Source organism: Campylobacter sp. CH278, from assembly GCF_004378845.1.
Lineage (GTDB): Bacteria > Campylobacterota > Campylobacteria > Campylobacterales > Campylobacteraceae > Campylobacter_D > Campylobacter_D jejuni.
Map to the genome: position 1 here is coordinate 33,657 of NZ_RYXZ01000002.1, position 23,587 is coordinate 57,243.

Sequence of the window (23,587 nt, forward strand, 5' to 3'; positions counted from 1 at the left end):
CCTTAAAAATATTGAAATGGATTTTTTGAAACTGTTATTATAGCTTGTAGCGGCAAATTTTTCAAGTCTTTTGCTAAACATTGAGAAAAATATCTCTCACTTTCAAAATGACCCAAATCAATAAGACTGATTTGATTACTAAGTGCCTCTAAAGCTTGATGATATTTAAAATCTCCGCTTAAAAAACAATCCGCATCTACTTTAGAAATTAAATCCCCGCCACTTCCAGTACATATAGCAATACGCTTAATGTCTTTTTTACCACAATTGCTTACACGTAAAATTTGTAAATTTAACTTTTTTTTCACCCAGTCACACAAAGCTTCAAAAGACATAGAATTTTCCACATAAATTAAAAATTCGTCTTTAAAAGAAATTTTAAAACCTAAAATTTCTTCCGTAAAATAAGTGTTTAAATGACTTAAATCGTAATTTGTATGCATACTGATTAAAGAAATATTTTTACAAATCATTTCTTTAATAAAAGCTCTAGGATAAGTCTTGTCATATAAATCTTTTAAACCTTTAAATATCAAAGGATGGTGTGTGATAATTAAAGAATTTTCACTCGCTTCTTTAATGATATTTTCATCAATATCTAAGCTTAAATAAACAGTTGAAATTTCACTATCCCTATCTCCAAGCAAAATTCCACTATTATCCCATGATTCTTGGATATCAAAGGGACTTAATTGATCTAAAAAATTATAAATTTCACTCAGTTTCATTTAAATTTTTCTTATAAATTTCAGCACAATTTTTCGAAAGCTCACGAATTTTTAACATATAATCTTGTCTTTGTGCTACAGAAATTGCTCCTCTTGCATCTAAAAGATTAAAAGTATGTGCAGCAAGCATACAATAATCATAAGCAGGTAAAGCTAGTCCTTGTTCTAAAATATTTTTACATTCTTTGTAAGAATTTTCAAACTGCTCATTTAAGATCTTAACATCACTTACTTCAAAATTGTATTTACTAAATTCATATTCACTTTGCTTATGCACATCTGCGTATTTAATTTTTTCTCCATTAAATTCACTCCAAACTATATCATAAACATTATCAACATTTTGAAGATACATAGCTATTCTTTCAAGACCATAGGTAATTTCAGCACTTACTAAATCTACTGCTATACCGCCAACTTGCTGAAAATAAGTAAATTGAGTGACTTCCATACCATCAAGCCATACTTCCCAGCCTAAACCCCAAGCACCCAAACTTGGACTCTCCCAATTATCTTCAACAAAACGAATATCATGACTTTTTAAATCAAAACCCAAATTTTCAAGACTTTTAAGATATAATTCTTGGATATTATCAGGACTAGGTTTAATCAAAACTTGAAATTGATAATAAGCACCTAAGCGATTAGGATTTTCACCATAACGTCCATCAGTAGGCCTTCTACTTGGAGCCACATAAGCAGCTGCCCAAGGTTTTTTTCCTAAACTTCTTAAAAAAGTTGCTGGATGAAAGGTTCCTGCACCTGCTGGCATATCATAAGGTTGCATAATCGCACAACCTTGCTCTTGCCAATAATTTTGCAAATTAAGTATCATTTGTGAAAAAGTCATTGTATCTCTCTTTATTGTTCCATATTTTCAATAGGTTTTTCTAAATTTTTATTCATTTCCAAATCAGGCTCTGTCTTAGCTCCAAAAATTTCTGCGGTTTTACTCCACATTAATTTATATTTACGCTTGAGAAATTCTATCTCTTCACGCGCATGTTTTAGCTCATTGTTTAAGGTTTCTATAGTTTTTCTATCTTCATCATAAAGTTCTTGCATAGAATAAAGGGCGTCTTTTAAAAATTTATTCTCATTTTTTAATGCTTCAAGTGTTTCATCTTTAGCATCTAAAACTTTTTCATGCAAATTTAAAATAGTTCCTATTGTTTTTTCAACAAAACTTTCTCCTGCTAAAGTCATTGAATTTACCATTGCAGTTTGAGATTTTGCAGAACTAGGTACTACACTAAAAGTACCTTGATGAGCTTCGATGTAAATTTTACCCTCTTCTTCTTTAAAATTTAAAGCCCCATTGGCCATCATACCCTTAACCACATCTTCATTTAAATGCACAAGTTTACAAAATTCTTCAAGTTCAAGATAGGTTTGCATTTTTATCCCTTATAATAAAACTTCTACTTCTTTTGAATCAGATACAAGTTTTTTTTCTTTTTCAAGACGATCTTCTTTAAGCTTTTGTGCTAAATCAACATCATAAATAGCTAAAATTTGCATAGCCAAATAAGCAGCATTGATCGCTCCAGCCTTACCAATAGCTAAAGTTCCTACAGGAATTCCACTAGGCATTTGCACCGTAGAAAACAAAGAATCCATACTTGCAAGATTACTTCCTGGCATAGGCACTCCTAAAACAGGTTTTGTTGTATAAGCTGCAACAGCTCCAGCTAAATGCGCTGCCATTCCAGCTGCTGCTATAAAAACCTTCGCACCTTTTTCTTCAGCATTTGCAATATACTCTTTTGTTCTTTTTGGACTACGATGAGCTGATGAGATGATAAGTTCATACTTTACCCCAAAACTTTCTAAAGTTTTAACAGCCTCTTTCATAGTCTCATAATCACTCTTGCTTCCCATTAAAATAGAAACAAAATTCATCTATATTTCCTTTCTTAAAAAACTTAATGCACTGATTTTATTTGGTAATTGGATTTCATGTTCATTACCGCTATGAATTTCGCTAAATTCTTTATTGTTTTTAGCAATGAGTTTTTTAAACTCTATAAAATATCTATCCTCTTTTTGATAAATTTTACCTAGTTCATTATCGCAAGTTTGAATCACATCGCCTAAAGGGGCTAAAATTTCATAAGGCGTGTTTAAAACGATTTTCTCTTTACATTTAAAAAAGCTTCCATCTTCGCTTATAGCATGTACTTGATGAGAACCTTCTTCTATGCTTGTATTATGATTTTGCGTGTCGGTTTTTTCTAAAGGACGCGAAACAAGATAGCCATCTGTAAAACCACGATTTTTAAGTGTAGCAATCTCTTTTTCATACTTACTTGACTCAAATTTACCCTCTAAAGCATCTTGTATGGCCATTTTATAAGTCCTTGTTGTAAGCGCAACATAATATTCGCTTTTAGTACGCCCTTCTATTTTAAAAGCACTGATACAATTTTCTTGCATGATTTTTTCTATATAAGAACAAAGATTTAAATCTTTAGAATTAAAAATATGAGTACCATTTTCATCTTCTTCTAAGCGAAATAAAGTGCCATTTTCTGGATTTTTAGCATAAAGCTCATAATTAAATCTACAATCATTTGCACAAGATCCACGATTGCTCATTCTTCCACTTTGCACAGAGCTTATTAAACAACGCCCTGAATAAGCAAAACACATAGAACCATGCACAAAAGCTTCAAGTTCAATATCGCAATTTTCCTTTAAAGCTTTAGCGTCTTTAAGCCCTAATTCTCTGGCAATTACAACCCTTTTAGCACCCATATCCTTATAAACTTGAGCATCTAAATAATTTAAAATATTTGCCTGAGTAGAAACATGTAAAGAAATTTCAGGTGCAAGCTCTTTAACAAGACGCATAGCTCCAACAGAAGCTACAATAAAAGCATCGGGTTTCATCTCGCGTAATTTTAATATATGTCTTTTTAAACCTTCAATTTGGGAACTTAGATGAAAACCATTTAAAGTAACATAAATTTTCTTACCACGCTCATGAGTATATTTGATAGCTTCTTCAAAACTTTCATAATTAAATTCTCTTGCAGTGCGTGATCTTAAAGAAAAATTATTCACACCCGCATAAACCGCATCTGCACCATAAGCCAAAGCAATTTTTAATTTTGTGAAATTTCCTGCAGGAGCTACTATTTCAGGAATGATCATTTTTGCCCTAAACTTGCAATTAAAGCTTCTATATCATCATTACTTACAACATCAGCAGTACTATCACCTTCAATATGCACTGCAGAACTTACACGTTTTTTATCATCAATTTTACCTTCAAATAAAGAACTCATATAACGGCTTAAAGCACGCATTACATTAATAACACGTTCGATTTTTTGACGATGTATATCTTGATACTGCATTGCATCCATTGCCATCATCACTTCATCTTGTCCGCTTTGAAGATTTCCGACAATCTCCTTAGAACTTTTTTTAGCTTGATTGTTTAATTCTAAAGCTTCACTGAAACTTTCCACATTAGGAAATTTTTCATTAAGTTTAGAAAAAATATCAATATTTTTTTCTATTGCTTTATTTATTTCTTTGAGTAAACTTTCAGAATCCGCAAAAAAATTATTAATACTTTCAAGCTTATCCATCATTTCCGTTGCTTTAAGCTCACTATCTTTTGTAACATCATCTAACTGATGTACAACTTTATGCTCCTGATTTGGTGGGGGTGGTGGCCATACTACACTAGGATTAGGTTTGTAATCAGCTATTTTGACATCTTCTAACATCAAAGCATCTTCTTCGGTATTCGATTCTTCGGTTTTTACCTCTGCTTCTGTCTCTGAATCAAGATCAACATCACCATTCATCAAAGCATCAAGCTCTTCTTGAGTCATTTTTTTCCCTTTTTTAAATCTAGATTTTCAATAATTGCTTAAAATTATAATCAATTTTATCTAAAACAAAAATATAAATTTTTATTTTTTAATCTTTTTAAATTAAATTTTTAAATTTATTAAAAAAAATATATTAATTAAATCTTAATTAAAAATTTTATGATATAATTTTATAAATTTAATTACATAAAAGGAGTAAAAATATGGGAAAATTTGTTAATAATATAGATGATTTTTTCAAATTTTGTAAACAAAATGAAGTGCTTTTTGTTGATTTTCGTTTTACAGATATGATAGGAACTTGGCATCATATTACCTATAATCTTCATGCAATCAATGAAGAAACATTTCAAACTGGCATTCCATTTGATGGAAGCTCAATCCATGGATGGCAACCTATAGAAAAATCAGATATGATTTTAAAACCTGATGCTCAAAGTGCTTTTTTAGATCCTTTTACGGCTGATCCTACTATCATAGTATTTTGTGATGTGTATGATATTTACAAAGGACAAATGTATGAAAAATGTCCAAGAAGCATAGCAAAAAAAGCAATGGAACACCTTAAAAATAGTGGCATAGCTGATACTGCTTACTTTGGACCAGAAAATGAATTCTTTGTTTTTGATAGTGTAAAAATAGTTGATACTACTCATTGTTCTAAGTATGAAGTTGATACCGAAGAAGGAGAGTGGAATGATGATAGAGAATTTACTGATAGCTACAATACTGGACACAGACCGAGAAACAAAGGTGGATATTTTCCAGTTCAGCCAATTGATTCTTTAGTAGATATTCGTTCTGAAATGGTTCAAACCCTTGAAAAAGTAGGTCTTAAAACTTTTGTTCATCATCATGAAGTTGCACAAGGACAAGCTGAAATAGGAGTAAATTTTGGCACGCTTGTAGAAGCAGCTGACAATGTTCAAATTTATAAATATGTTGTAAAAATGGTAGCTCATTTAAATGGCAAAACTGCCACTTTTATGCCAAAACCTTTATACGGAGATAATGGCAATGGTATGCATGTTCATATGAGCTTATGGAAAGATGGGGTAAATTTATTTTACGATAAAGATGGATACAGTGGACTTAGTCAAACTGCTATAAATTATATAGGTGGAATTTTAAAAAATGCTAGAAGTGTCGTAGCTTTTACAAATCCAAGTTCCAATTCTTACAAAAGAATAGTTCCTGGTTTTGAAGCTCCTTGTATTTTAACTTATTCTTGTCAAAACAGATCAGCAAGTTGTCGCGTTCCTTATGGCATAGGTAAAAATTCAGCTCGTATAGAAATTCGCTTCCCTGATAGCACTGCTAATCCTTATTTAGCTTTTGTTAGTCTTTTAATGGCAGGTCTTGATGGAATCAAAAATAAAACCATTCCTGTGGGTCCTATGGATGAAAATTTATTTGATCTTACTTTGGATGAAATACGTGAAAAAGGGATAGAGCAATTACCACATACTCTAAGAGGAAGTTTAGAAGCTTTAATCCGACATAATTCTTATTTAAAACCTGTAATGAGCGATATTTTTATCGATGACTATCAGCATTTAAAATTTGAAACACAAGTTTGGCCAGTAGAAGCTCGTCCAACTGCTTATGAATTTAAAACTTGCTACTCTTGCTAAAAATTTAATGGCGTTTAACACGCCATTAAATAAAAAAGAATTAAAAATTATTTATTTTATATCAACTATCGCTTAAGCTGATTTACAATTCCTAGCATATCATCACTTGTTGTAATTGCCTTAGAACCCGCTTCATAAGCTCTTTGTCCTGTGATAAGATCTGTCATTTCTTCAACAAGCTGAACATTACTAAGTTCTATAAATCCATGTCTTATGGTTCCAAGTCCATCTTGCCCTGCTATACCCGCAACAGGTGCACCACTTGCTCCTGTTTCAAGATAAAGATTATCGCCCATAGAATGAAGACCCGCTGGATTTATAAACTGAACTAGCTCCACTTGACCAATTTGAGTTTCTTGTTGCTCCCCTGGTAGCATTACAGAAACGGTTCCATCTGTAGCAACATTAATTGCTGTTGCACCTTCAGGTATTGTCATTTCAGGTAAAAGTCTATAACCGTCTGAATTTACAATATTACCTTCATTATCTTTTGTAAATTGCCCATTTCTAGTATATCCTATAGTGCCATCAGGAAGTTGTATTTGAAAAAACCCATTGCCTGCAATAGCCATATCAAGACCATCAGTACTTGTTGATTTTAAATTTCCTTCAGTAAAAACTTTAGTTACCGCTGTTGGACGCACACCCACACCCACTTCTATACCCGAAGGAGAAAGAGTAGTGGCTGAAGTTGAAGTTCCTGCATACTTCATAACTTGATACATAAGATCAGCAAATTCTGCACGACTTTTCTTAAAACCTGCTGTATTAACATTGGCGATGTTATTTGAAGTAACATCAATTTGTGTTTGCTGCGCTACCATTCCTGTAGCAGCAGTATGAAGTGATCTCATCATTTTTAATCCTTTTTTATTTTATTTTAAATTATTTAACAGCTGCAAGCTTATTGATAGCTTCTTGATTTAAGTCATCCATATGAGCTGTCATAACTTTTTGATACATTTCTACCATTCTGTTTGCTTCAATCAGTCCTACCATTTCAGTAACTGGATTAACATTTGATCCCTGAGAAAAACCTTGGCGAATAGCATTGGAGTTTTTCAAATCTCTAATACGGGTTAGATCATCTATTTTATAGACATTATCCCCATCTTTTTGCAAAGCTCTTATATCATCTACTTGTGCTACAAATAATGTTGCATTTTGAGCTCCATCAACTTCAATGCTTCCGTTTTTATCAACGCTAATTTGAACAGCGCCATTAGGAATGCGTATGCCAGCATTCTGAGGATTATTAAAATAATCACTACTTAATACCTTGTATCCTTGCTTATTTACCAAATAACCCTCATCATCAAGTTGAAAATTTCCATCTTTAGTTAATCTCACTTCTCCATCTTTGGTCTGAACCAAATAAAAAGCATCTTCTCTAGTCATTGCCAAATCCAAAGGATTGTTTGTGGCCTTTAAAGAACCTAGGCTGAAATCCGTATATTCTTGAGAAACTTGTGGGATTCCATCTATTGTAGTATTTACAAAACGAGATGCATCTCTTGTGTGATTTTCTATAGGCAACTCATCCTGAGTTTCTTTAAAAATCCTTTTAAAATCTGCAATAACCACATCATCTCTTTTGTATCCACTTGTATTAATATTGGCAAGATTATTAGTAATCACATCAAGTTTATTAAACTGAGTTACCATTCCGCCAGTTGCTTGATAATATCCATTTTGCATATTTTCACCTATAAAATTAAGATTTTATAGCTATAAAAGCAAAGAGTGTTCCAACTTTTAAAAACAAAGAAAAATAAATATTTGAAAGATTATTAGAAGAGAATTTTAAACTATAAAAAGCAAGATTTGACTCAATCTTGCTTTAAAAATCAATTTTAATCCATTTGACGACGCAAGAAAGTTGGTGTTTCAATTTGCGCCATTATCTCTTCATCATAACCACCGCTTACCTTTTTAAGAGTTAAATAAGGATTTTTCTTAGAAGCTTGAGCTTCTTCGGTAGATTTTTTAGCTACTGTATCTTTATCTTCAAACCCTGTCGCAATAATAGTCACTTCAACTCTATCTTCCATGCTATCATCTGTAGTAGAACCAAAAATAATCTTAGCATTTTCATCAACAATTTCTTGTATGCTATTTGCTGCTGCCGAAATTTCAAACAAAGAGCAATTAGAACTTGTTTTAAAATGTAAAATAACTCCCTTAGCACCTTTAATATCCATTCCATCAAGCAAAGGAGATTCTATAGCGTTTGAAAGAGCCTCTTCTATAGCATTTTCACCACTAGCACTGCCAACACCCATAAGTGCAAGTCCACGATGACTCATAATGGTTCTTACATCTGCAAAGTCAACATTAATATCTCCATTATCAAGCAAGATAGACACCATACCTTTTACAGCACGAGCTAAAATATCATCAACCAATCTAAAAGCATCTTTAATGCCTGCTTTTTTATCAATAATGCTCAATAATTTTTCATTTTGAATTACAAGAATAGAATCACTTTCTTTTTTAAGCTCAAGGAGACCGCTTTCAGCAAGTTTTTTTCTTTGTTTTCCTTCGAATGCAAAAGGCATAGTTACAACAGAAACAGTCAAAGCTCCAATCTCTTTAGCTGCTTGTGCAATAACTGGAGTGGCCCCCGTTCCAGTACCTCCACCAAAACCTGAAGCAATAAATACAATATCACTTTGACTAAGACTTGCTTTTATTTCTTCAAAACTTTCTCTAGCACTTTCTGCACCTACTTCAGGAAGCATACCAGCACCTAAACCTTTAGTTTTTTTCTCACCAAGTTGAATTTTAGTTTTTGCTAATGAAATTGAAATAGCTTGTGCATCAGTATTTGCTGCAATTAAATCAAGATCATTTAATCCCATTTTAACCATATGATTAATCATATTGCCGCCACCGCCACCGCAGCCTATAACCTTAATTTTTGCACCTTTATTATGTTGCATTTCTTCTACTAAAAATTCACTCATAAAAATTTCTCCTTGTTAAAATTGATTCATAATTTTATGCCAGATATTTGAAAAAACACTAGGTTTTTTTTCTTTTGGCTCTTTAAAATCTAATTGTTCTTGTATTGCAATTGTATCATTTTCTTGCAAATTTTCATCAAAAAAATCAGATTTTATTTCACTTTCTGCATCTTTTTGCAAAACAATATCTTGTTTAATTTGACGATTAAAATTTTCAATTTCCCCTTTATATCTTAATTTTTCATTAGAATCAAGTTCATAAGGCGTAAAATACCCCGCTCCATATAAACAAAGTCCTATAGCACAAGTATTTTCAGGATCATTAAAAATTTCACTAAAACCAGTAATCAAATCTTTTCTTGCAGTAGCTAGTCTAACTGAGCGATTATCAAATGTTGCAGGAGCTAGCTCATCAATACCTGCTAACTTAGTCATTCCACCTGTTAAAACAACTCCACCGCCTATAGCATTGGCATAACGATTATCACTTAAGATTTTTGCCAAAATCATCAAAGTTTCTTCCGCTCTTGCATAAATTACGTTTGAAATAATATCCAAAGAAACTTCATTAACCTTTCTTTCATCACCCATTGAAGGAATTTGTATAAGGGTATTAGGCTGTTGCGAAAGAGCTGCATAATTAAGCTTGATTTTTTCTGCTTCTTTTAAAGGTGTATGCAATGCCATTGATAAATCTTGGGTGATATTAATCGAGCCAATTTGCAAACAATCATTATATCTAATTGAATTTCCAGTATGAACAACCATATCACAAATCGCTCCACCCATATCAATCAAAACAGCACCTAATTCCTTTTCGCTATCATCTAAACAAGCTATAGCTGAAGCATATCCTGAAAGAACTATATTATCCACTCTTAAATCAGCTAATTCAACTGCTTTCTTAAGATTTTTAATATGAGATTCTTGTGAAATCACTATATGGGTTGAAACTTCCAAACGATTGCCACTCATTCCCAAAGGATCATCAACATGTTCAAGATCATTAACCTTAAAATTATAAGGCAAAACATGGATAATTTCATAACCACTTGGTAGATTGGCAGTATGCTTAGCTGTACTTACAGCACGATGAATTTCTTTAATGCCTATTTCATGATTTGGAATATTAACAACACCTATGCTATCAACGCTTTTAGTATAAGCACCTGATATAGACACCACAACCTTATCATAATGAACTCCGCTCATCATCTCAGCACTTCTAACAGCTTCTTCAATAGATTTAGAAGCAAGCTCTATATTGGTAATGGCACCTTTTTTAACCCCGTTGGTTTTCGACTTGGAAAAACCAATAATTTTTAATCCATCTTCATCTTTTTGAGCAATAATGGCACAAGTCTGGGTTGAGCCTAAGTCAATTCCTAATATATTCAAAATCAATTCCCTTTATAATAAATTTTTATCGGATATATCTTTTTAAGTTCATCAACAAGTTCTTGCTTAAGCTCATTTGCTTTTAAATTTCGCAAATTTTGTTCAAGCATAGTTTTGTATTGTTCAAATTTATCGGAGTTCATATCTAATTTTTGTTTATTTATTTTATATAATATTGCTTTATTGTCATTAATGATCACATAAGAACTATTTTGATCAGTATTAAATACATTCATTAAAAAATAAGCAAATTCAGAATCATTTAATATCTTATCACTAAGCTTTACACTCTCGCGAGAACTATCTCGACTTACAAAGCCTATATCATCGCCTTTAAAATTTACTAAACTATTTTTAGCTTTTTCTTCTAAATTTTTTCTAGCTTGTTCGCTTAAATACATAGGTAAAACTTCTTCTCTAGCTTCTTCAAAAGTTTTATTTCTTATAGGATCTACTTTATTTAGTTTAACTATGATATATCCGTTATTATAAGGTGCCGGTCGTAAAACATCTCCATTTTTAGCTTTATTCAAAAGATCAATTGGATAATAAACATCAGATTCACTAATATTTTGATCTTTTTGAAAATTATCTTTCCCATTTTTTAAATCTAAAAATTTAGCATTAGCCACATTCTTTAGTTGCATTAAAGCATAATCTTTAGCAACTTCATTTTTAGCAGTCTGAAAATCCATCACTTTACCTGCAAAATCTTTATATCTTAGTTTATTTTCATCTTGATTATAAAATTTTTCTAATTCTTTGTCGTCAATTTTCTCATTGCTAACTGGCAAAAAATAAGTTGAAATTTCATATATTTTTTTAGTTTTATAATCTTCTTTATGTTCATTCCAAAGCTTTTTTAAATCCTCTTCATTAATCTTAATATTTTTTTTGTCATAATCAATTTTTGCAATACTTAAAGCATCTTGCATGAAATAACTAGAAGCTAACATTTTTAATTCTTCATCTTTGCTAGGAATATTAAAAATTTGATTAAGTTTATCGGTAATTACTTCATTTGCAAGTTGTGTTTCATAATCTTTTGGAGTTAAATTATTGGCATTTAAAAGTTCATAATAAATTGTTTTGTTAAAATCCCCTGTAGGATCTTGAAATTCTCTAGTATTTGCAAGTTTTTGTAAAATTTCATTCTCGTTTACGCCAATACCCAAATCTTTAGCAAAATTTAACAAAAGCTTATCTTCAACAAGAGAGCTTAAAGCTATATTTTTAATGCCTAGTTGCTCAGCATTTTCTGGAGTTAAAGCACCATTGCTAATTTGATTATAATAACTTAAAATTTGTCTATATCTAGTATCAAATTCGCTAAAACCTATCTTTTCATTTCCTACGGTTGCAACACTCGAACTTCTATTGAGATTAAAATCATAAGCACCCCAACCTAAAAAGCCAGCGCCAACAAAAGCTATAGTACTAACCCATATAGTAACAACAAGATATTTTTTGTGATGTTGCATCCAAGTAAGCATATCATTCCTTGATTAAATTTAAACTAGATATTGTATCGTAGAAGTGTTTAAGTGGAGTTTAATTATAAAATTTTTACCAAAAAATATTTGTTCTTTAAATTTTATGATTTTTACAATGAAATTTAGTTATAATTATAGTTTATAAAAATTTATTAGGATTGATTTTGGAAATTCCTCATATCCCAGTTTTGCTTAATGAAGTTCAAGAGATTTTTAAAAATCTTAAAACAGGTTATTTTTTAGACTGCACTTTAGGATTTGGCGGACATAGTGAAGCTTTGCTTAAAAATCATCCTGATCTTAAATTCATTGCTTGTGATCAAGATCCACAAGCTTTAGAATTTTCTAAAAAACGTCTTAAAAATTTTCACAATAGGATAACTTTTATACAAAGTAATTTTAGTGAAGTTTTAGAAAAAATTTCACATAAAGAAGAATTAAGAGGTATTTTAGCAGACATTGGAGTTTCTTCATTTCAACTTGATAATAACGAAAGAGGTTTTAGTGTAAATTCTGACTTTTTGGATATGAGAATGAATCAAAACTCCAAAATATCGGCTTATGAGATTATTAATACTTATACAAAAGAGCAATTAACTTCCATTTTTAAAGATTATGGAGAATTGCACGATGCACATTTTATTGCTGAAAAAATTTGCCTAGAAAGAAGTAAAAATCCAATCAAAAGTGCCAAGGAACTTTATCAAATCATAGGAAAAGGCAAACAAAATCATAGAAAAATTTCTAAAGCCACTTTAGCATTTCAAGCCATTAGAATAGAAGTAAATCAAGAACTTAAAGTGCTTAAAGATTTTCTTGGGCATTTAGAAAATTTAAAACCAAAAAATTGCATTTTAGCAATCATTAGTTTTCATTCTTTGGAAGATAGAATAGTAAAAAATTTTTTCAAAAAATGGTCAAAAAACTGCATTTGTGATGAAAAAATAATGCGCTGCGAATGTGGAAATAACCATAGCCTAGGGCAAATAATAACCAAAAAAGCTATAAGTGCAAGCAAGGAAGAACTTTTAAAAAATTCTCGCTCTAGTTGTGCTAAAATGCGGGCTTTTTATTTTAATAATTTGGACAATAAATAATGCTAGAAGATGATTTTATAAAAGAACGCCAAAACATACGCCAAAAAATGCTGAAATTTTCTCGCGCTATAAATCAAGGCAAACCGCTTGATGATGATTTAAGAGATGAAATTTCTAGCGATGATATTTTAAGACGTCGTTTTAAAAAAAAGACTCCTAATAAATTCTTAGAAGAACTCGATGAAGAGTATGAGTCAAAACATACTAAAAAATCAAATATATATTTAAAAGAAGATCTGATCAATGTTAAATTAGAAGAAAAGCAATCTCTTGCTAAAAAATTTTTTTCCAAAATGAAAGAAAGGAAAAAAGAAGAAAATAAAAAAACTAAAAAGATTTTTTCGTTTGGAAGAAAAAAAATAAACGAGATAAAAAATATTCAAACCAAACCAAAAATTCAAACAAAAAATGATCAAAACCCTATCCAAGATAAAAAAGAAAAAAAAGAATCTATAAAATCTATAGAAAAAATTCAAAAAACCGAACCTAAGATACAAAATTCTCAAACTATAGAAAAACGACCTAATATTAAAAAACAACCCGATATTAAACAAAGTTTGGAAAATTTACAAAAAAAAATAACACCACAAGAAAATAAACAAGAACTTCCAAAACCATCTAATCAAGCTCAAGAAAAACAACAAAATGATGAAGATGCTCAAAAGGCAAAAAATGTTTTACTAGAAGGCTTCTCTAATGCCACCAAAGAAGATAGAAACCTAAATTTCAATCATCTTCTTTTTGCGGCTTTACTTGTTAGTTTTGCGTTATTTTTATTTGCTCCACAAATTTATATCAGAAATCAAATTTATTATCTTAGTAGAGAAATTGCTACATTAAGAACAGAAGAAAGCGTTTTAAACGAAGAAAATAAAGATTTAAAAAGAAGACTTGAAAATATGCGATTCCAAAATCAAATTTTAGATTATTTAGAATGAATAATCTTATCTAAAACATACTGCTCTAAATTTGCTTTTGGAATTTCTTCTTTTAAGGCTTCCTTATAAATTTCACCTGCCATTATAGAGTATTTTTCATAAGCAAAATAAGGGAAATGCAAAGCCCAGGCTTTTTGTATTATTTTTTTTGAGATTATTTTGCGAGTATAAACTTTAAAAATATCATATCCTATAAATACACAAGCAGTAACCATAACAGCACTCACTATGCTTATATGAAAGTCAAGCTTTGTTAAAAAATAATGAGTAATTAAAAGCAATGGCAACAAAACCACAGCACAAAAAACACCAAAATAAATATAAGAATTTAGAATTTTGAAATTAAAATTTAGCTTAGAAGGATCTACAAGCATACCGTCATTAAAAAGTGCATTTGCCTCTAATAAATCCTTCACTAAAACAGGTTGTTCTGATACTTTAAATAAAAAACGAAGGCTAAATTCTTTAAATTTTTTCATAATCCATGCTTTATTTTTTGATTAAAATTTTATCCAAACAAAATTAATTTTTACTAAATATAAACCTCTTTCAATTGCTTATTAATTCTTCTGTAATTCTAGCGATTTCTAATTCTTCATCTGTAGGAATAACAAGCACTTTAACTTTAGAATTTGCATGATTTATCATTCTTTCGCCCGAAATCCTTTGTTTGTTAAGTTCAAAATCTAACTCGATACCAAGATGAGCTAATCTCTCACATACTTTTTGTCGAACCAAACTATCATTTTCTCCTATGCCACCTGTAAAAATAATAGCATCGGTTTTTGGCAACACGGCAAAGTAGGATCCTATATATTTAACAAGACGATAACAAAACATATCAAGAGCCAAGCGTGCTTTATCATTACCTTGTTCTATCTCTCTTTCTATATCTCTAAAATCATTATAACCGCAAATTCCATATACTCCACTTTTTTTATTCATCAGTGTATCTATTTCTTCTATAGTTAAACCCTTAAGATGACTAATAAAAGGTAAAATAGCAGGATCTAAATCTCCACAACGCGTTCCCATAACAAGCCCCTCAAGCGGAGTAAATCCCATAGAAGTATCCACACTCTTACCTTTTTCTATAGCACATACACTTGCACCATTTCCAAGATGAGCAGAGATAACATTTAGTTCACTTTTATCTTTTTCAAGCAAACTTGCCGCTCTAGAACTGACAAAAGCATGAGAAGTCCCATGAAAACCATATCTTCTAATATTATGCTTATCATAAAAATCATAAGGCAAAGCATACATATAAGCAAAATCAGGCATAGTGCGATGAAAAGCTGTATCGAAAATAGCGACATTTGCAACACTAGGTGCAGCTTTAATCATTGTTTTTATACCTGCTAAATGGGCAGGATTATGCAAAGGAGCAAAAATACTAACCCTATCTATCTCTTTAAGAACATAATCATCCACTAAACAATGCTCGCTTAAATTTCTTCCCCCATGAACTATACGATGACCACAGCCATCAAGCGCATTTAAATCTGCTAAAATTCCTGATTCTTTAAAAAGCTCATTAACTATACTAAGGCCTTCTTCGTGATTATTTATTGTTAATTCTCTTTCAAAACTTTCATTATTTAAAGTATTTTTTAATACAACCTTTGATTTTTGCTCTCCAATTTTTTCTACCAATCCACTGGCTTTAACGATTTTATTATCAAAAAATTTAAATTTAATCGATGAAGAACCTGAATTTAAAACTAAAATTTTCATTTATCATTCCTTTCTATTGAGCTTGTATTGCACTTAAAATTACGGTATCTACAATATCATCTACCAAACATCCACGACTTAAATCATTAACAGGTTTTTTAAGACCTTGCAAAATAGGACCGATTGCTAAAGCATTAGCAGTTCTTTGAACTGCTTTGTAACAAATATTTGCTGCGTTAAGATCAGGAAAAATATACACATTTGCATGACCTGCTATCTTAGAATTTGGCATTTTCTTTGCTGCAGTTTTTGGATCATAAGCGCAGTCAAACTGCATAGGACCATCTATATTCAACTCAGGATATTTTTCTTTAGCAATCTTTAATGCTTCTTTTACAAGATCTACGCTTTCTCCCTTACCGCTATCACCACTAGAATAAGAAAGCAAAGCTATTCTTGGTTCAAGTCCAAAAGATTTAGCAGTCATAGCACTTACATAGGCACTAGTTGCAAGTTGCTCAGCACTTGGGCTTGGATTTACAGCACAATCAGCAAAAGCTAAAACTTGATCTTCAAGCCCCATAAAGAAAATTCCCGAAACAGAACTAATACCTTCTTTGGTTTTAATAAGCTGTAATGCAGGGCGAATCGTTTCAGCCGTAGTAGTTGACGCTCCACTAACCATAGCATCAGCTTTTCCAGTGTGTATAAGTAAAGTTCCAAAATAAGTTTTATCCTGAACTAGCTTCCTAGCCTCTTCTAAACTCATACCTTTAGATTTTCTTGCTTCATAAAGAATAGAAGCAAATTCTTGATTATATTCTGATTTGAGTGGATTTATAATCCGTATAGTATTTAAATCAAGACTTAATTTAGCACTATCTTGCTTAATTTTTTCTTCATCACCCAATAAAATAAGATCAACAACTTTACTTTTCAATAAAATTTCAGCAGCTTTTAAAATTCTCTCATCATTACTTTCTGGCAAAACAACGGTTTTTTTATTTTTTATACTTTGTTTGATTAATTCATATTTAAAACGATGAGGAGTTATAAAATCATATTCTTTAAGTTTTTGCACTTCTTCAAAATTAAAATTTTCATTAATCAAAAGATAATTACGACCATCTAGGGCATGATCGAAATATTTTTGAGCTATAAGTTTATCTTCATCATTGATAATAGCAGCAATAGGCGTATTAAGATTTTTAGCTAATTTTATACTAAGATCAAATCCATCAAGTATTCCAAATTCGCAAAAACTATTTACAAGCACAAAATCATATTTGCGTTTTAATTCTTCATATTCTTCCAAAATAATATTAAAGAAATTATGTGGATCTTTGCTAAATTCTTCCATTGCCTCTCTAAAAGTAAAACCATAGGCACTTTTTACAGTTTGATTGATATTAAATTCTTCCAACCAACCCTGCAAAACAGGGACGCGATGTATGTATATTACAGGACAATAAATTGCGATATTTTTGTAAATTTTGCTATATTTTTTAAGCAACTTTGTGCTAATAATAGTATTTAACTCATCACTTCTAGATCTTATCAAATAAAGATTTGCCATCATTTTTCTCCTTAACTTTTAAATGTGGAACACTCCTTGCTTTTTCTAATTTTAACAAAAGAAAAATAAAAAATTTATATTTTAAAGGACGAAAATGAAAAAAGTTTTATTTTATATATTGCCATTTGTATTTTTTGGTTGTTCTGCAACGGTTGATCCGCAAATTTCAATGAAACCACCTGCTTATGTAGAAGAACTTGCACCAAAACAAAGTAATAATATAGAAAGTGCACCAGGATCGCTTTTTGGCAAAGGGGATAATCCTTTATTTTCAGATAAAAAAGCTATGAATGTAAATGATTTAGTTACAGTTGTTATACAAGAAAGTACCACTCAAAGCACACAAGCTAATAAAGCAACAAGTAGAACTAATACCTCAAATTTAGGCGGAGGTGCTTTAACAGGAAGTTCAGGAGTGGTAGCTAATGCTCTTAATAAAGTCAATGCTTATTCTAATATAGGCTTTCAAACCAATAGTTCAAACAACTACACAGGAACAGGTTCGCAAAGCAGAAATGAAAGTTTCAATACTACAATTTCAACGCGTGTAATTAAAATTTTATCAAATGGTAATTATTTTATCGAAGGCTCAAGAGAGCTTTTAATCAACGGAGAGAAACAAATCATACAATTAAGCGGTGTTATTCGTCCTTATGACATCGGTCAAGACAATACTATAGATAGTAAATATATAGCAGATGCTAAAATTCTTTATAAAACAGAAGGTGAAGTGGATAGAAGCACAAGAAAACCTTGGGGTAGCAAAGTTATAGAAGCGATATGGCCATTCTAAAAGCAAGGTTAAACCTTGCTTCTTGGCTTTTATTCTTTTACAGCCCTACTTTTAACCTCATCTTCAACTTCAGCTAAAAATCTATCTACAAGTTCACTTTCTTTTAATTTAGCTACAACTTCACCATGTCTTATGACAAGTCCTTGATTTTTCCCAAAGGCTATAGCCACATCAGCGCCCTTAGCTTCACCTAAAGCATTTACTACACAACCCATAACACTGATATTTAAAGGTTCTTTTATATGCTTGGTTTTTTCCTCTACGATTTTAATCGCGCTTAACAAATCACTTTGAATCCTACCGCAAGTTGGACATGAGATGATATTTACTCCGCTTTTTTGCACTCCACTATCTTGCAAAATCGCTCTTGCTACACGAATTTCTTCTTCAAGCTCACCCGTCATAGAAACACGCATAGTATCGCCTATACCTTTAAGAAGTAAATTTCCTAAAGCTATAGAACTTTTTACGGTGCTATGAAATTTAGTTCCTGCTTCAGTTACCCCTAAGTGAAAAGGATAATCACAAAGCGGTCTTAATCTCTCATAAGCTTCTATAGTTTTTTGAGCATCTGAAGTCTTCATGGAAATTTTAATATCAAAAAAGTCTAAATCCTCTAAAAGCTTGATATTATACATCGCACTTTCTAGCATAGCATCGACACCATAGCCAAATTTATCGCTAAATTGTTTTTCTATGGAGCCGTGATTTACACCGATACGTATAGGGATACCCCGTTCTTTACATGCTTTTACTACTTCTTTGATATTTTCTTTAGAACCTATATTGCCAGGATTTATACGCACTCCATCGATAAATTCAGCACAATATACAGCCAAATTATGATTAAAATGAATATCTACGATTAAAGGCAAAGGACTTTTAACTTTAATCTCTTTTAAAGCCCTTGCATCAGCCATATCCAAGCATGCCAAACGCACTATATTTGCTCCTGCAAAATAAAGACGATTGATTTGCTCTAAAGAACCTTCTATATCTCTTGTCTTAGTAAAAAGCATAGATTGAACTGAAATGGGTGCATCACCGCCTATTAAAACATCTCCTACTTTGATTTGTCTGGTTTTAAATCTTTTATACTCCATAACTTCACTCTTTGAAAAATTTTAATATCAAATTTTAACTTTTTATTGCTTTAATTAAAGTTTATTTTTGATAATATATTTAAATTTCATGATATTTAAATATTTATGAATTATATATAAATTAAATACAATTAAAAGAGGTTATGTGCAAAATCTTTTACTCTATATAAAAAATAACCTAACTCCAACCCTAGCTCAAATTCTTTTACAAGCTTTAAAAAATTCGAATAATGAAAAATTTTTTACCTTTGTTTTGGAAAATATTGAAACAATTTGCACTTGGCTCAATTCTAGCGAATTTAAGAATAGATATTTATCAATAAAACATCCTTATCCACCTTTAATCAATCCTAATTTTATAGAAATAGATGCTAGTCGACATTGTGCAGAATTAGCTTGGGATTTAAATTTACCCCTACCTAAACACTATAAATTTATCTATATTTCTCCACATGGCGTTGGAGCAGCAGCATTTTTAAGATACCTTAATCAATGTTGCGATGTAACTTGTTTTGCCTCCTGGGTTTTACCACCTGATGCCAAAGAAAGATATTGTCTTAATTACATGTGTCTAAACGACAATACGATTACTCAATATGCTATTAATATATCAGAAATTAATCTACCTTATTTTGATAAATATCTATCTTTATTGGATTTTAACTCTAAAATTATTTGCGGAGTTCGCGATCCAATAGGAATTTTAAAGCATAACTGGGGAAGAGATTGGAGTAAAGTTTTAAGAAACTATCCCTCTGAATTTAATCTAACTTATGATTGGCGTTATTATATTGACTATCTTACTCATCAAAATCATAAAATTAAAATCGATATAAACGAACTACAACAAGGAGTTTTTATCATCTCTTATTTATTAAAATATTTTAACAAAGACAATGTATACTATCTTGATATGGAAGAAATCCGCCAATCAAAGGCCTTCGATACCATGAATTTACTTGCTATAAATTTTAATTTTACCCCCCCCCATAAAGATAAATTAGATTTATTTAAAATTAAAGAATTTAGAGGTTATATTCGCTATCTTTTTCCTATCACACTCTATGCAAATTCTAAAGATATTAATAACACCTTTTATCTTAATACTCCTAAAAATAATAAAAATTTCAATATTGATAAAACTTCTAGCATTCCCATAATTTTAGACAGAAAACATATCAATCATGAAAAAATAGACATAATACAAGAAATTATAAAAAACGATCTATGTAATGATATGGGTGTATATATTGATAAAAATGATTTTAAACAATTGGAACAAAACAATCTTTTATTTTCAACAATTAAACATTATTTGTATGATTTTTTATATCAAATTAAAATAACCATAGATGAAACAGAATCAAAAATGATGAAAGAAAAAGATGTAATAGATTATTTTATAAAAAATAAATCACTTGTTTACACTTTTTTTAATATTTTTGAAAATGATCTAAATCATTTAAAGCAAAAATTTCCCAATATAATTAACTCTTGGACATACTATAAAGAATTTGAAAAAATATATAAAGACAAATAATTATATCACTTACACAAAATCAATAGGGTCGATATCCGCACTTACATTTTTAAATTGCAAAATATAATTTTCAATTGCCACTAAAGCTTTGTGATTTTCACTTCTAAGCAATAAATAAAAACGATATTTTCCATGCAGCATTTCAACTCCACAAATTCCATAGCCCACCAATTCTACCTGTTTGATATTTTTAAATTGAAAGGCAAATTTTTCACAAAGTTTTTGTGCATTTTTTTGATCTTTATCTTCTATAAGAACTCTTAAAAGGCGTTTAAATGGAGGGTAAAGATCTTTTCTATTTTCTAACTCATCTTTTAAAAAAGCATCATAATCTTCTATATACCTTTCAAAAAAAGCTCTATTTTTTGTTTGTAAAAGCACTCTTGCTTCACCTTTACGCCCTGCCCTACCAGCAACTTGCATAGCTAAAGCTAAAGTTTCTTCACTCGCTCTAAAACTAGGACGCAACAAATACTCATCAAGCCCTAAAATCACACTCAAATCCACGCTATGATAATCATGCCCTTTAGCAAGCATAGAGGTGCCAATAAGTATATCGATCTTATTTTCATTAAAGTCTTTTAAAATAGTATTAAGCTTTTTAACGCTTGTGATTTCATCGCTATCAAATTTTGCTATTTTTGCTAAAGGCAAAGCATTTTGCAAAAGCTCTAAAAGTTCAGCAGTCCCCATTTTTCTAGCTTCTAACATTTCTCCTTTGCAACTTGGACAATTTTGCTCTATCAAAGAAGTATAATTACAATAATGGCATTTTAAAACATTTTTCTTTTTATGCATACTCATGGCGATAGAACAAAAAGGACATTTTATCGTTTCCCCGCAATCCTTGCAAATGATTTGCCTAAAATTAGCCCTTGTAGGTAAAAACACTATAGCTTGTTTTTGATGTTTTAAACTTTTTTCTAATTCGCTTAAAAGCATAGGCGTTATATCAAGCTCATTTTCATCATATAAAAAATGCTTTTTACTCTCAAAAAAAGTTCCTTTTAATCTAAAACTTTTTTGTTTGTAAAAACTCGTCAAAGATGGGGTTGCAGAACCTAAAACCACTTTAATATTATTTTTTTGACCCAAAAAAAGCGCTAAATCTCTCGCATTGATAAAAGGCTGATTAGAAGCCTTATAAGAATTATCATGTTCTTCATCTACTATAATAAGTCCTAAATTTCTAAAAGGCAAAAACAAAGCCGATCTTGCACCCGCTACTAAAAGTACTTCTCCCTTGCAAAAACGCTCTAAATATTCTTGCTTTTTTTTCTTTGAAATTTTAGAATGCCACAGGAAAAAATTATCCTTAAAATACACTTCTAAACGCTTTTTCATTTGTGGAGTAAGTGCGATTTCTGGCATTAAAAGTAAAGCTTGCTTACCCTGTTCTAAACACTCTTTTATCAAAGAAATATAAATTTCAGTCTTGCCACTACCTGTATCAGCAAAAAGCAAGGAGTTGTTTTCTTTTTGAAGAAAACTTAAAGCATTTTGTTGTTGATTGCTTAGTTTAGGGGTATCTTTAAAAAACATTTTTTGACATTCATACTTAGGACTAGTTTCAAAAAATCCCAAAACAAAACCAAGTTTTGAAGCATAATAATAAACAATAAAATTTGCCAATTCAAATTGCAAAGGAGTTAAAAAATACTTTGTAATTTCTTTAATTTCTACGGTTTTAAAATCAGGTTTTTGACATTCTTTAAGCACGATAGCTTTAAGGTTTTTTTTGGTTTTTAAATCCACTAATACTTGTGTTAAAGGTTTGATTTCATCAAAACTATGAAAAGTTAAATTATCCAAATACAAACCACAAATTGCAAGTTCATAATATCTTATATCAGATCTTTGCATCTAGAACTTCCTATACACTTTAACAAGCCTTCTTTAGAATCATAAATAAATTCAACCATCTCTTTGGCGTTTAATGCAAATCTATAGTGATTTTTACCTATTTTTATCCAAGATTTAAAATCAGAATAAATAGGTGTATCAAGCAAAGAATAATCACAATCATTTGAACAATAAAAGAGTTTTTCTTTGGCTTGATTGTTTTGCGCATTATCTAAAATTTCTGGAAAATTTAAATTTTTAAGTCTCATTTGACTACGCATTAAAGCAAGAGCTGAGCTTAGCATTTCATAGTCCATTTTTAATTTTAAAATTTTAACCTCATCTTTTGTAGTATTGATAAAAGATAAAGATAAGCTTGATAAAATTCCCAAAATCAAAATCACAAAAACAAGCTCAAGCAGAGTAAAAGCTTTATTCATTTTGTCGGGAGTTCTTCATTGATTGCTTTTATTAGTTTCTTAAGTTCTCTTTCTAAAATATAATTTTCATAACTCTTTTTAACAAACGCATCTACAAAGCGTTTAAGTTCTATTTTTTTAGTACCGCCAGAAATCAAAGCGATATCATCTTCTAAAAAATTTGCAAATTCTTCACTGCACTTAACAATGAAATCTTTTGCATTGACATTAACAATGACTTGTTTTAGATTATCTGCCAAGAACAGCCTCTATTTTCTTATAAATATCTTCGCTTTCTATATTGCGAGATTTAAGTTCTTCTTCTAAACGCATGATTTGATTACTTTTCGCTTCATTTTGTGCTTTAACGCTTACAAGCTCATTTCTTAAAGCCTCATTGGCTTCGCAAACTTCGTTATACTTTTCAATTAATTCATTTACTTTATCTGTCATAGTATTGATTATTTTTTCATCAAACATATTTTTGCCTTCTTAAGAAATTTGTAATTTATGGAAAATATTATTTGATATTGTA

General features: G+C 30.6%; 24 protein-coding genes. 5 read left to right on the forward strand and 19 right to left on the reverse strand.

What is annotated here, in order from left to right:
* Nucleotides 1-2: 2 nt before the first annotated feature.
* From ELQ04_RS01920 to ELQ04_RS01945, 6 genes are read right to left on the reverse strand one after another with little or no spacing between them, the layout of a single operon-like run.
* The gene (locus ELQ04_RS01920; RefSeq protein WP_002937892.1) at nt 3-728 is read right to left on the reverse strand and encodes a Nif3-like dinuclear metal center hexameric protein; all 726 of its coding nucleotides are present in this window, start codon (nt 726-728) and stop codon (nt 3-5) included.
* Nucleotides 715-1,578 carry a glycine--tRNA ligase subunit alpha gene (gene glyQ / locus ELQ04_RS01925; RefSeq protein WP_002861386.1) on the reverse strand — a complete coding sequence of 288 codons (864 nt, stop codon included), beginning with the start codon at nt 1,576-1,578 and terminating at the stop codon, nt 715-717. Before glyQ ends, ELQ04_RS01920 begins: the two co-directional genes overlap by 14 nt.
* 11 nt (nt 1,579-1,589) lie before the next feature.
* Complete coding sequence (locus tag ELQ04_RS01930) at nt 1,590-2,126, reverse strand: DUF3972 domain-containing protein (protein ID WP_002852251.1); 537 nt, start codon at nt 2,124-2,126, stop codon at nt 1,590-1,592.
* A gap of 9 nt (nt 2,127-2,135) precedes the next feature.
* Nucleotides 2,136-2,630: a 5-(carboxyamino)imidazole ribonucleotide mutase gene (purE, locus tag ELQ04_RS01935; protein ID WP_002937894.1), complete on the reverse strand. Its 495-nt coding sequence runs from the start codon at nt 2,628-2,630 to the stop codon at nt 2,136-2,138.
* A complete protein-coding gene (locus ELQ04_RS01940) occupies nt 2,631-3,884 on the reverse strand; it encodes a peptidase U32 family protein (RefSeq protein WP_002937898.1) in 1,254 nt (417 codons plus the stop codon).
* Complete coding sequence (locus ELQ04_RS01945) at nt 3,881-4,576, reverse strand: chemotaxis protein (RefSeq protein ID WP_002852254.1); 696 nt, start codon at nt 4,574-4,576, stop codon at nt 3,881-3,883. Before ELQ04_RS01945 ends, ELQ04_RS01940 begins: the two co-directional genes overlap by 4 nt.
* A 203-nt stretch (nt 4,577-4,779) precedes the next feature.
* Here ELQ04_RS01945 and glnA point away from each other — a divergent pair, with 203 nt between their 5' ends.
* A complete protein-coding gene (gene glnA / locus ELQ04_RS01950) occupies nt 4,780-6,210 on the forward strand; it encodes a type I glutamate--ammonia ligase (protein WP_044778236.1) in 1,431 nt (476 codons plus the stop codon).
* A gap of 65 nt (nt 6,211-6,275) precedes the next feature.
* Here the strand turns inward: glnA and flgG are convergent, their stop codons facing one another.
* The 5 genes from flgG to ELQ04_RS01975 form a co-directional block, all read right to left on the reverse strand.
* Entirely contained in the window at nt 6,276-7,067 is a 792-nt protein-coding gene (gene flgG, locus ELQ04_RS01955; RefSeq protein WP_002852142.1) for a flagellar basal-body rod protein FlgG, read from the reverse strand.
* Nucleotides 7,068-7,095: 28 nt separating this feature from the next.
* Complete coding sequence (locus tag ELQ04_RS01960; RefSeq protein WP_002937899.1) at nt 7,096-7,908, reverse strand: flagellar hook-basal body protein; 813 nt, start codon at nt 7,906-7,908, stop codon at nt 7,096-7,098.
* A 155-nt stretch (nt 7,909-8,063) separates the two neighbouring features.
* Nucleotides 8,064-9,176, reverse strand: coding sequence for a cell division protein FtsZ (ftsZ, locus tag ELQ04_RS01965; RefSeq protein ID WP_002937904.1), 1,113 nt, complete (start codon nt 9,174-9,176; stop codon nt 8,064-8,066).
* A 15-nt stretch (nt 9,177-9,191) separates the two neighbouring features.
* Nucleotides 9,192-10,580, reverse strand: a complete 1,389-nt coding sequence (ftsA, locus tag ELQ04_RS01970) for a cell division protein FtsA (protein ID WP_074469321.1) — start codon at nt 10,578-10,580, stop codon at nt 9,192-9,194.
* Nucleotides 10,577-12,067, reverse strand: coding sequence for a peptidylprolyl isomerase (locus ELQ04_RS01975; RefSeq protein ID WP_002937906.1), 1,491 nt, complete (start codon nt 12,065-12,067; stop codon nt 10,577-10,579). The genes ftsA and ELQ04_RS01975 overlap by 4 nt, the downstream gene beginning before the upstream one ends.
* 158 nt (nt 12,068-12,225) lie before the next feature.
* On the opposite strand from ELQ04_RS01975, the gene rsmH reads away from it, so the two are divergent.
* Together rsmH and ELQ04_RS01985 are read left to right on the forward strand one after the other, a co-directional pair.
* The gene (rsmH, locus tag ELQ04_RS01980) at nt 12,226-13,164 is read left to right on the forward strand and encodes a 16S rRNA (cytosine(1402)-N(4))-methyltransferase RsmH (protein ID WP_134224428.1); all 939 of its coding nucleotides are present in this window, start codon (nt 12,226-12,228) and stop codon (nt 13,162-13,164) included.
* Nucleotides 13,164-14,102, forward strand: a complete 939-nt coding sequence (locus tag ELQ04_RS01985) for a hypothetical protein (RefSeq protein ID WP_044778237.1) — start codon at nt 13,164-13,166, stop codon at nt 14,100-14,102. Before rsmH ends, ELQ04_RS01985 begins: the two co-directional genes overlap by 1 nt.
* Here the strand turns inward: ELQ04_RS01985 and ELQ04_RS01990 are convergent.
* The 3 genes from ELQ04_RS01990 to pta form a co-directional block, all read right to left on the reverse strand.
* Nucleotides 14,090-14,581: a hypothetical protein gene (locus ELQ04_RS01990; protein ID WP_002855147.1), complete on the reverse strand. Its 492-nt coding sequence runs from the start codon at nt 14,579-14,581 to the stop codon at nt 14,090-14,092. The genes ELQ04_RS01985 and ELQ04_RS01990 overlap by 13 nt on opposite strands.
* A gap of 70 nt (nt 14,582-14,651) precedes the next feature.
* Entirely contained in the window at nt 14,652-15,839 is a 1,188-nt protein-coding gene (locus ELQ04_RS01995) for an acetate kinase (protein ID WP_044778238.1), read from the reverse strand.
* A gap of 13 nt (nt 15,840-15,852) precedes the next feature.
* On the reverse strand, nt 15,853-17,358 hold the full coding sequence (pta, locus tag ELQ04_RS02000) for a phosphate acetyltransferase (RefSeq protein ID WP_079264672.1): 1,506 nt from the start codon (nt 17,356-17,358) through the stop codon (nt 15,853-15,855).
* A 91-nt stretch (nt 17,359-17,449) separates the two neighbouring features.
* Here pta and flgH point away from each other — a divergent pair, with 91 nt between their 5' ends.
* The gene (gene flgH, locus ELQ04_RS02005) at nt 17,450-18,148 is read left to right on the forward strand and encodes a flagellar basal body L-ring protein FlgH (protein WP_004316743.1); all 699 of its coding nucleotides are present in this window, start codon (nt 17,450-17,452) and stop codon (nt 18,146-18,148) included.
* Nucleotides 18,149-18,177: 29 nt separating this feature from the next.
* Here flgH and ispG read toward each other — a convergent pair whose 3' ends face one another.
* Nucleotides 18,178-19,251, reverse strand: coding sequence for a flavodoxin-dependent (E)-4-hydroxy-3-methylbut-2-enyl-diphosphate synthase (gene ispG / locus ELQ04_RS02010; protein ID WP_004316745.1), 1,074 nt, complete (start codon nt 19,249-19,251; stop codon nt 18,178-18,180).
* A gap of 145 nt (nt 19,252-19,396) precedes the next feature.
* Here ispG and ELQ04_RS02015 point away from each other — a divergent pair, with 145 nt between their 5' ends.
* Nucleotides 19,397-20,791 (forward strand): DUF2972 domain-containing protein, encoded by a 1,395-nt coding sequence (locus ELQ04_RS02015; RefSeq protein ID WP_057100498.1) that lies wholly within the window; start codon nt 19,397-19,399, stop codon nt 20,789-20,791.
* A 9-nt stretch (nt 20,792-20,800) separates the two neighbouring features.
* Here ELQ04_RS02015 and ELQ04_RS02020 read toward each other — a convergent pair whose 3' ends face one another.
* Genes ELQ04_RS02020 through ELQ04_RS02035 form a run of 4 tightly spaced genes read right to left on the reverse strand, consistent with a single transcriptional unit; the run spans nt 20,801 to nt 23,532 of the window.
* The gene (locus ELQ04_RS02020; protein ID WP_004316747.1) at nt 20,801-22,654 is read right to left on the reverse strand and encodes a primosomal protein N'; all 1,854 of its coding nucleotides are present in this window, start codon (nt 22,652-22,654) and stop codon (nt 20,801-20,803) included.
* The gene (locus ELQ04_RS02025) at nt 22,636-23,073 is read right to left on the reverse strand and encodes a prepilin-type N-terminal cleavage/methylation domain-containing protein (protein WP_004316749.1); all 438 of its coding nucleotides are present in this window, start codon (nt 23,071-23,073) and stop codon (nt 22,636-22,638) included. The genes ELQ04_RS02020 and ELQ04_RS02025 overlap by 19 nt, the downstream gene beginning before the upstream one ends.
* The gene (locus ELQ04_RS02030) at nt 23,070-23,312 is read right to left on the reverse strand and encodes a hypothetical protein (protein WP_002854947.1); all 243 of its coding nucleotides are present in this window, start codon (nt 23,310-23,312) and stop codon (nt 23,070-23,072) included. Before ELQ04_RS02030 ends, ELQ04_RS02025 begins: the two co-directional genes overlap by 4 nt.
* The gene (locus ELQ04_RS02035; protein ID WP_002852327.1) at nt 23,302-23,532 is read right to left on the reverse strand and encodes a hypothetical protein; all 231 of its coding nucleotides are present in this window, start codon (nt 23,530-23,532) and stop codon (nt 23,302-23,304) included. The genes ELQ04_RS02030 and ELQ04_RS02035 overlap by 11 nt, the downstream gene beginning before the upstream one ends.
* Nucleotides 23,533-23,587: the final 55 nt, after the last annotated feature.

Bases quoted from the DNA above. Each gene is read 5' to 3' on its own strand.
- ELQ04_RS01920 (WP_002937892.1), bottom strand. From the start codon at position 728: ATGAAACTGAGTGAAATTTATAATTTTTTAGATCAATTAAGTCCCTTT.
- glyQ (WP_002861386.1), bottom strand. From the start codon at position 1,578: ATGACTTTTTCACAAATGATACTTAATTTGCAAAATTATTGGCAAGAG.
- ELQ04_RS01930 (WP_002852251.1), bottom strand. From the start codon at position 2,126: ATGCAAACCTATCTTGAACTTGAAGAATTTTGTAAACTTGTGCATTTA.
- purE (WP_002937894.1), bottom strand. From the start codon at position 2,630: ATGAATTTTGTTTCTATTTTAATGGGAAGCAAGAGTGATTATGAGACT.
- ELQ04_RS01940 (WP_002937898.1), bottom strand. From the start codon at position 3,884: ATGATCATTCCTGAAATAGTAGCTCCTGCAGGAAATTTCACAAAATTA.
- ELQ04_RS01945 (WP_002852254.1), bottom strand. From the start codon at position 4,576: ATGACTCAAGAAGAGCTTGATGCTTTGATGAATGGTGATGTTGATCTT.
- glnA (WP_044778236.1), top strand. From the start codon at position 4,780: ATGGGAAAATTTGTTAATAATATAGATGATTTTTTCAAATTTTGTAAA.
- flgG (WP_002852142.1), bottom strand. From the start codon at position 7,067: ATGATGAGATCACTTCATACTGCTGCTACAGGAATGGTAGCGCAGCAA.
- ELQ04_RS01960 (WP_002937899.1), bottom strand. From the start codon at position 7,908: ATGCAAAATGGATATTATCAAGCAACTGGCGGAATGGTAACTCAGTTT.
- ftsZ (WP_002937904.1), bottom strand. From the start codon at position 9,176: ATGAGTGAATTTTTAGTAGAAGAAATGCAACATAATAAAGGTGCAAAA.
- ELQ04_RS01975 (WP_002937906.1), bottom strand. From the start codon at position 12,067: ATGCTTACTTGGATGCAACATCACAAAAAATATCTTGTTGTTACTATA.
- ELQ04_RS01985 (WP_044778237.1), top strand. From the start codon at position 13,164: ATGCTAGAAGATGATTTTATAAAAGAACGCCAAAACATACGCCAAAAA.
- ELQ04_RS01990 (WP_002855147.1), bottom strand. From the start codon at position 14,581: ATGAAAAAATTTAAAGAATTTAGCCTTCGTTTTTTATTTAAAGTATCA.
- ELQ04_RS01995 (WP_044778238.1), bottom strand. From the start codon at position 15,839: ATGAAAATTTTAGTTTTAAATTCAGGTTCTTCATCGATTAAATTTAAA.
- pta (WP_079264672.1), bottom strand. From the start codon at position 17,358: ATGATGGCAAATCTTTATTTGATAAGATCTAGAAGTGATGAGTTAAAT.
- flgH (WP_004316743.1), top strand. From the start codon at position 17,450: ATGAAAAAAGTTTTATTTTATATATTGCCATTTGTATTTTTTGGTTGT.
- ispG (WP_004316745.1), bottom strand. From the start codon at position 19,251: ATGGAGTATAAAAGATTTAAAACCAGACAAATCAAAGTAGGAGATGTT.
- ELQ04_RS02020 (WP_004316747.1), bottom strand. From the start codon at position 22,654: ATGCAAAGATCTGATATAAGATATTATGAACTTGCAATTTGTGGTTTG.
- ELQ04_RS02025 (WP_004316749.1), bottom strand. From the start codon at position 23,073: ATGAATAAAGCTTTTACTCTGCTTGAGCTTGTTTTTGTGATTTTGATT.
- ELQ04_RS02035 (WP_002852327.1), bottom strand. From the start codon at position 23,532: ATGTTTGATGAAAAAATAATCAATACTATGACAGATAAAGTAAATGAA.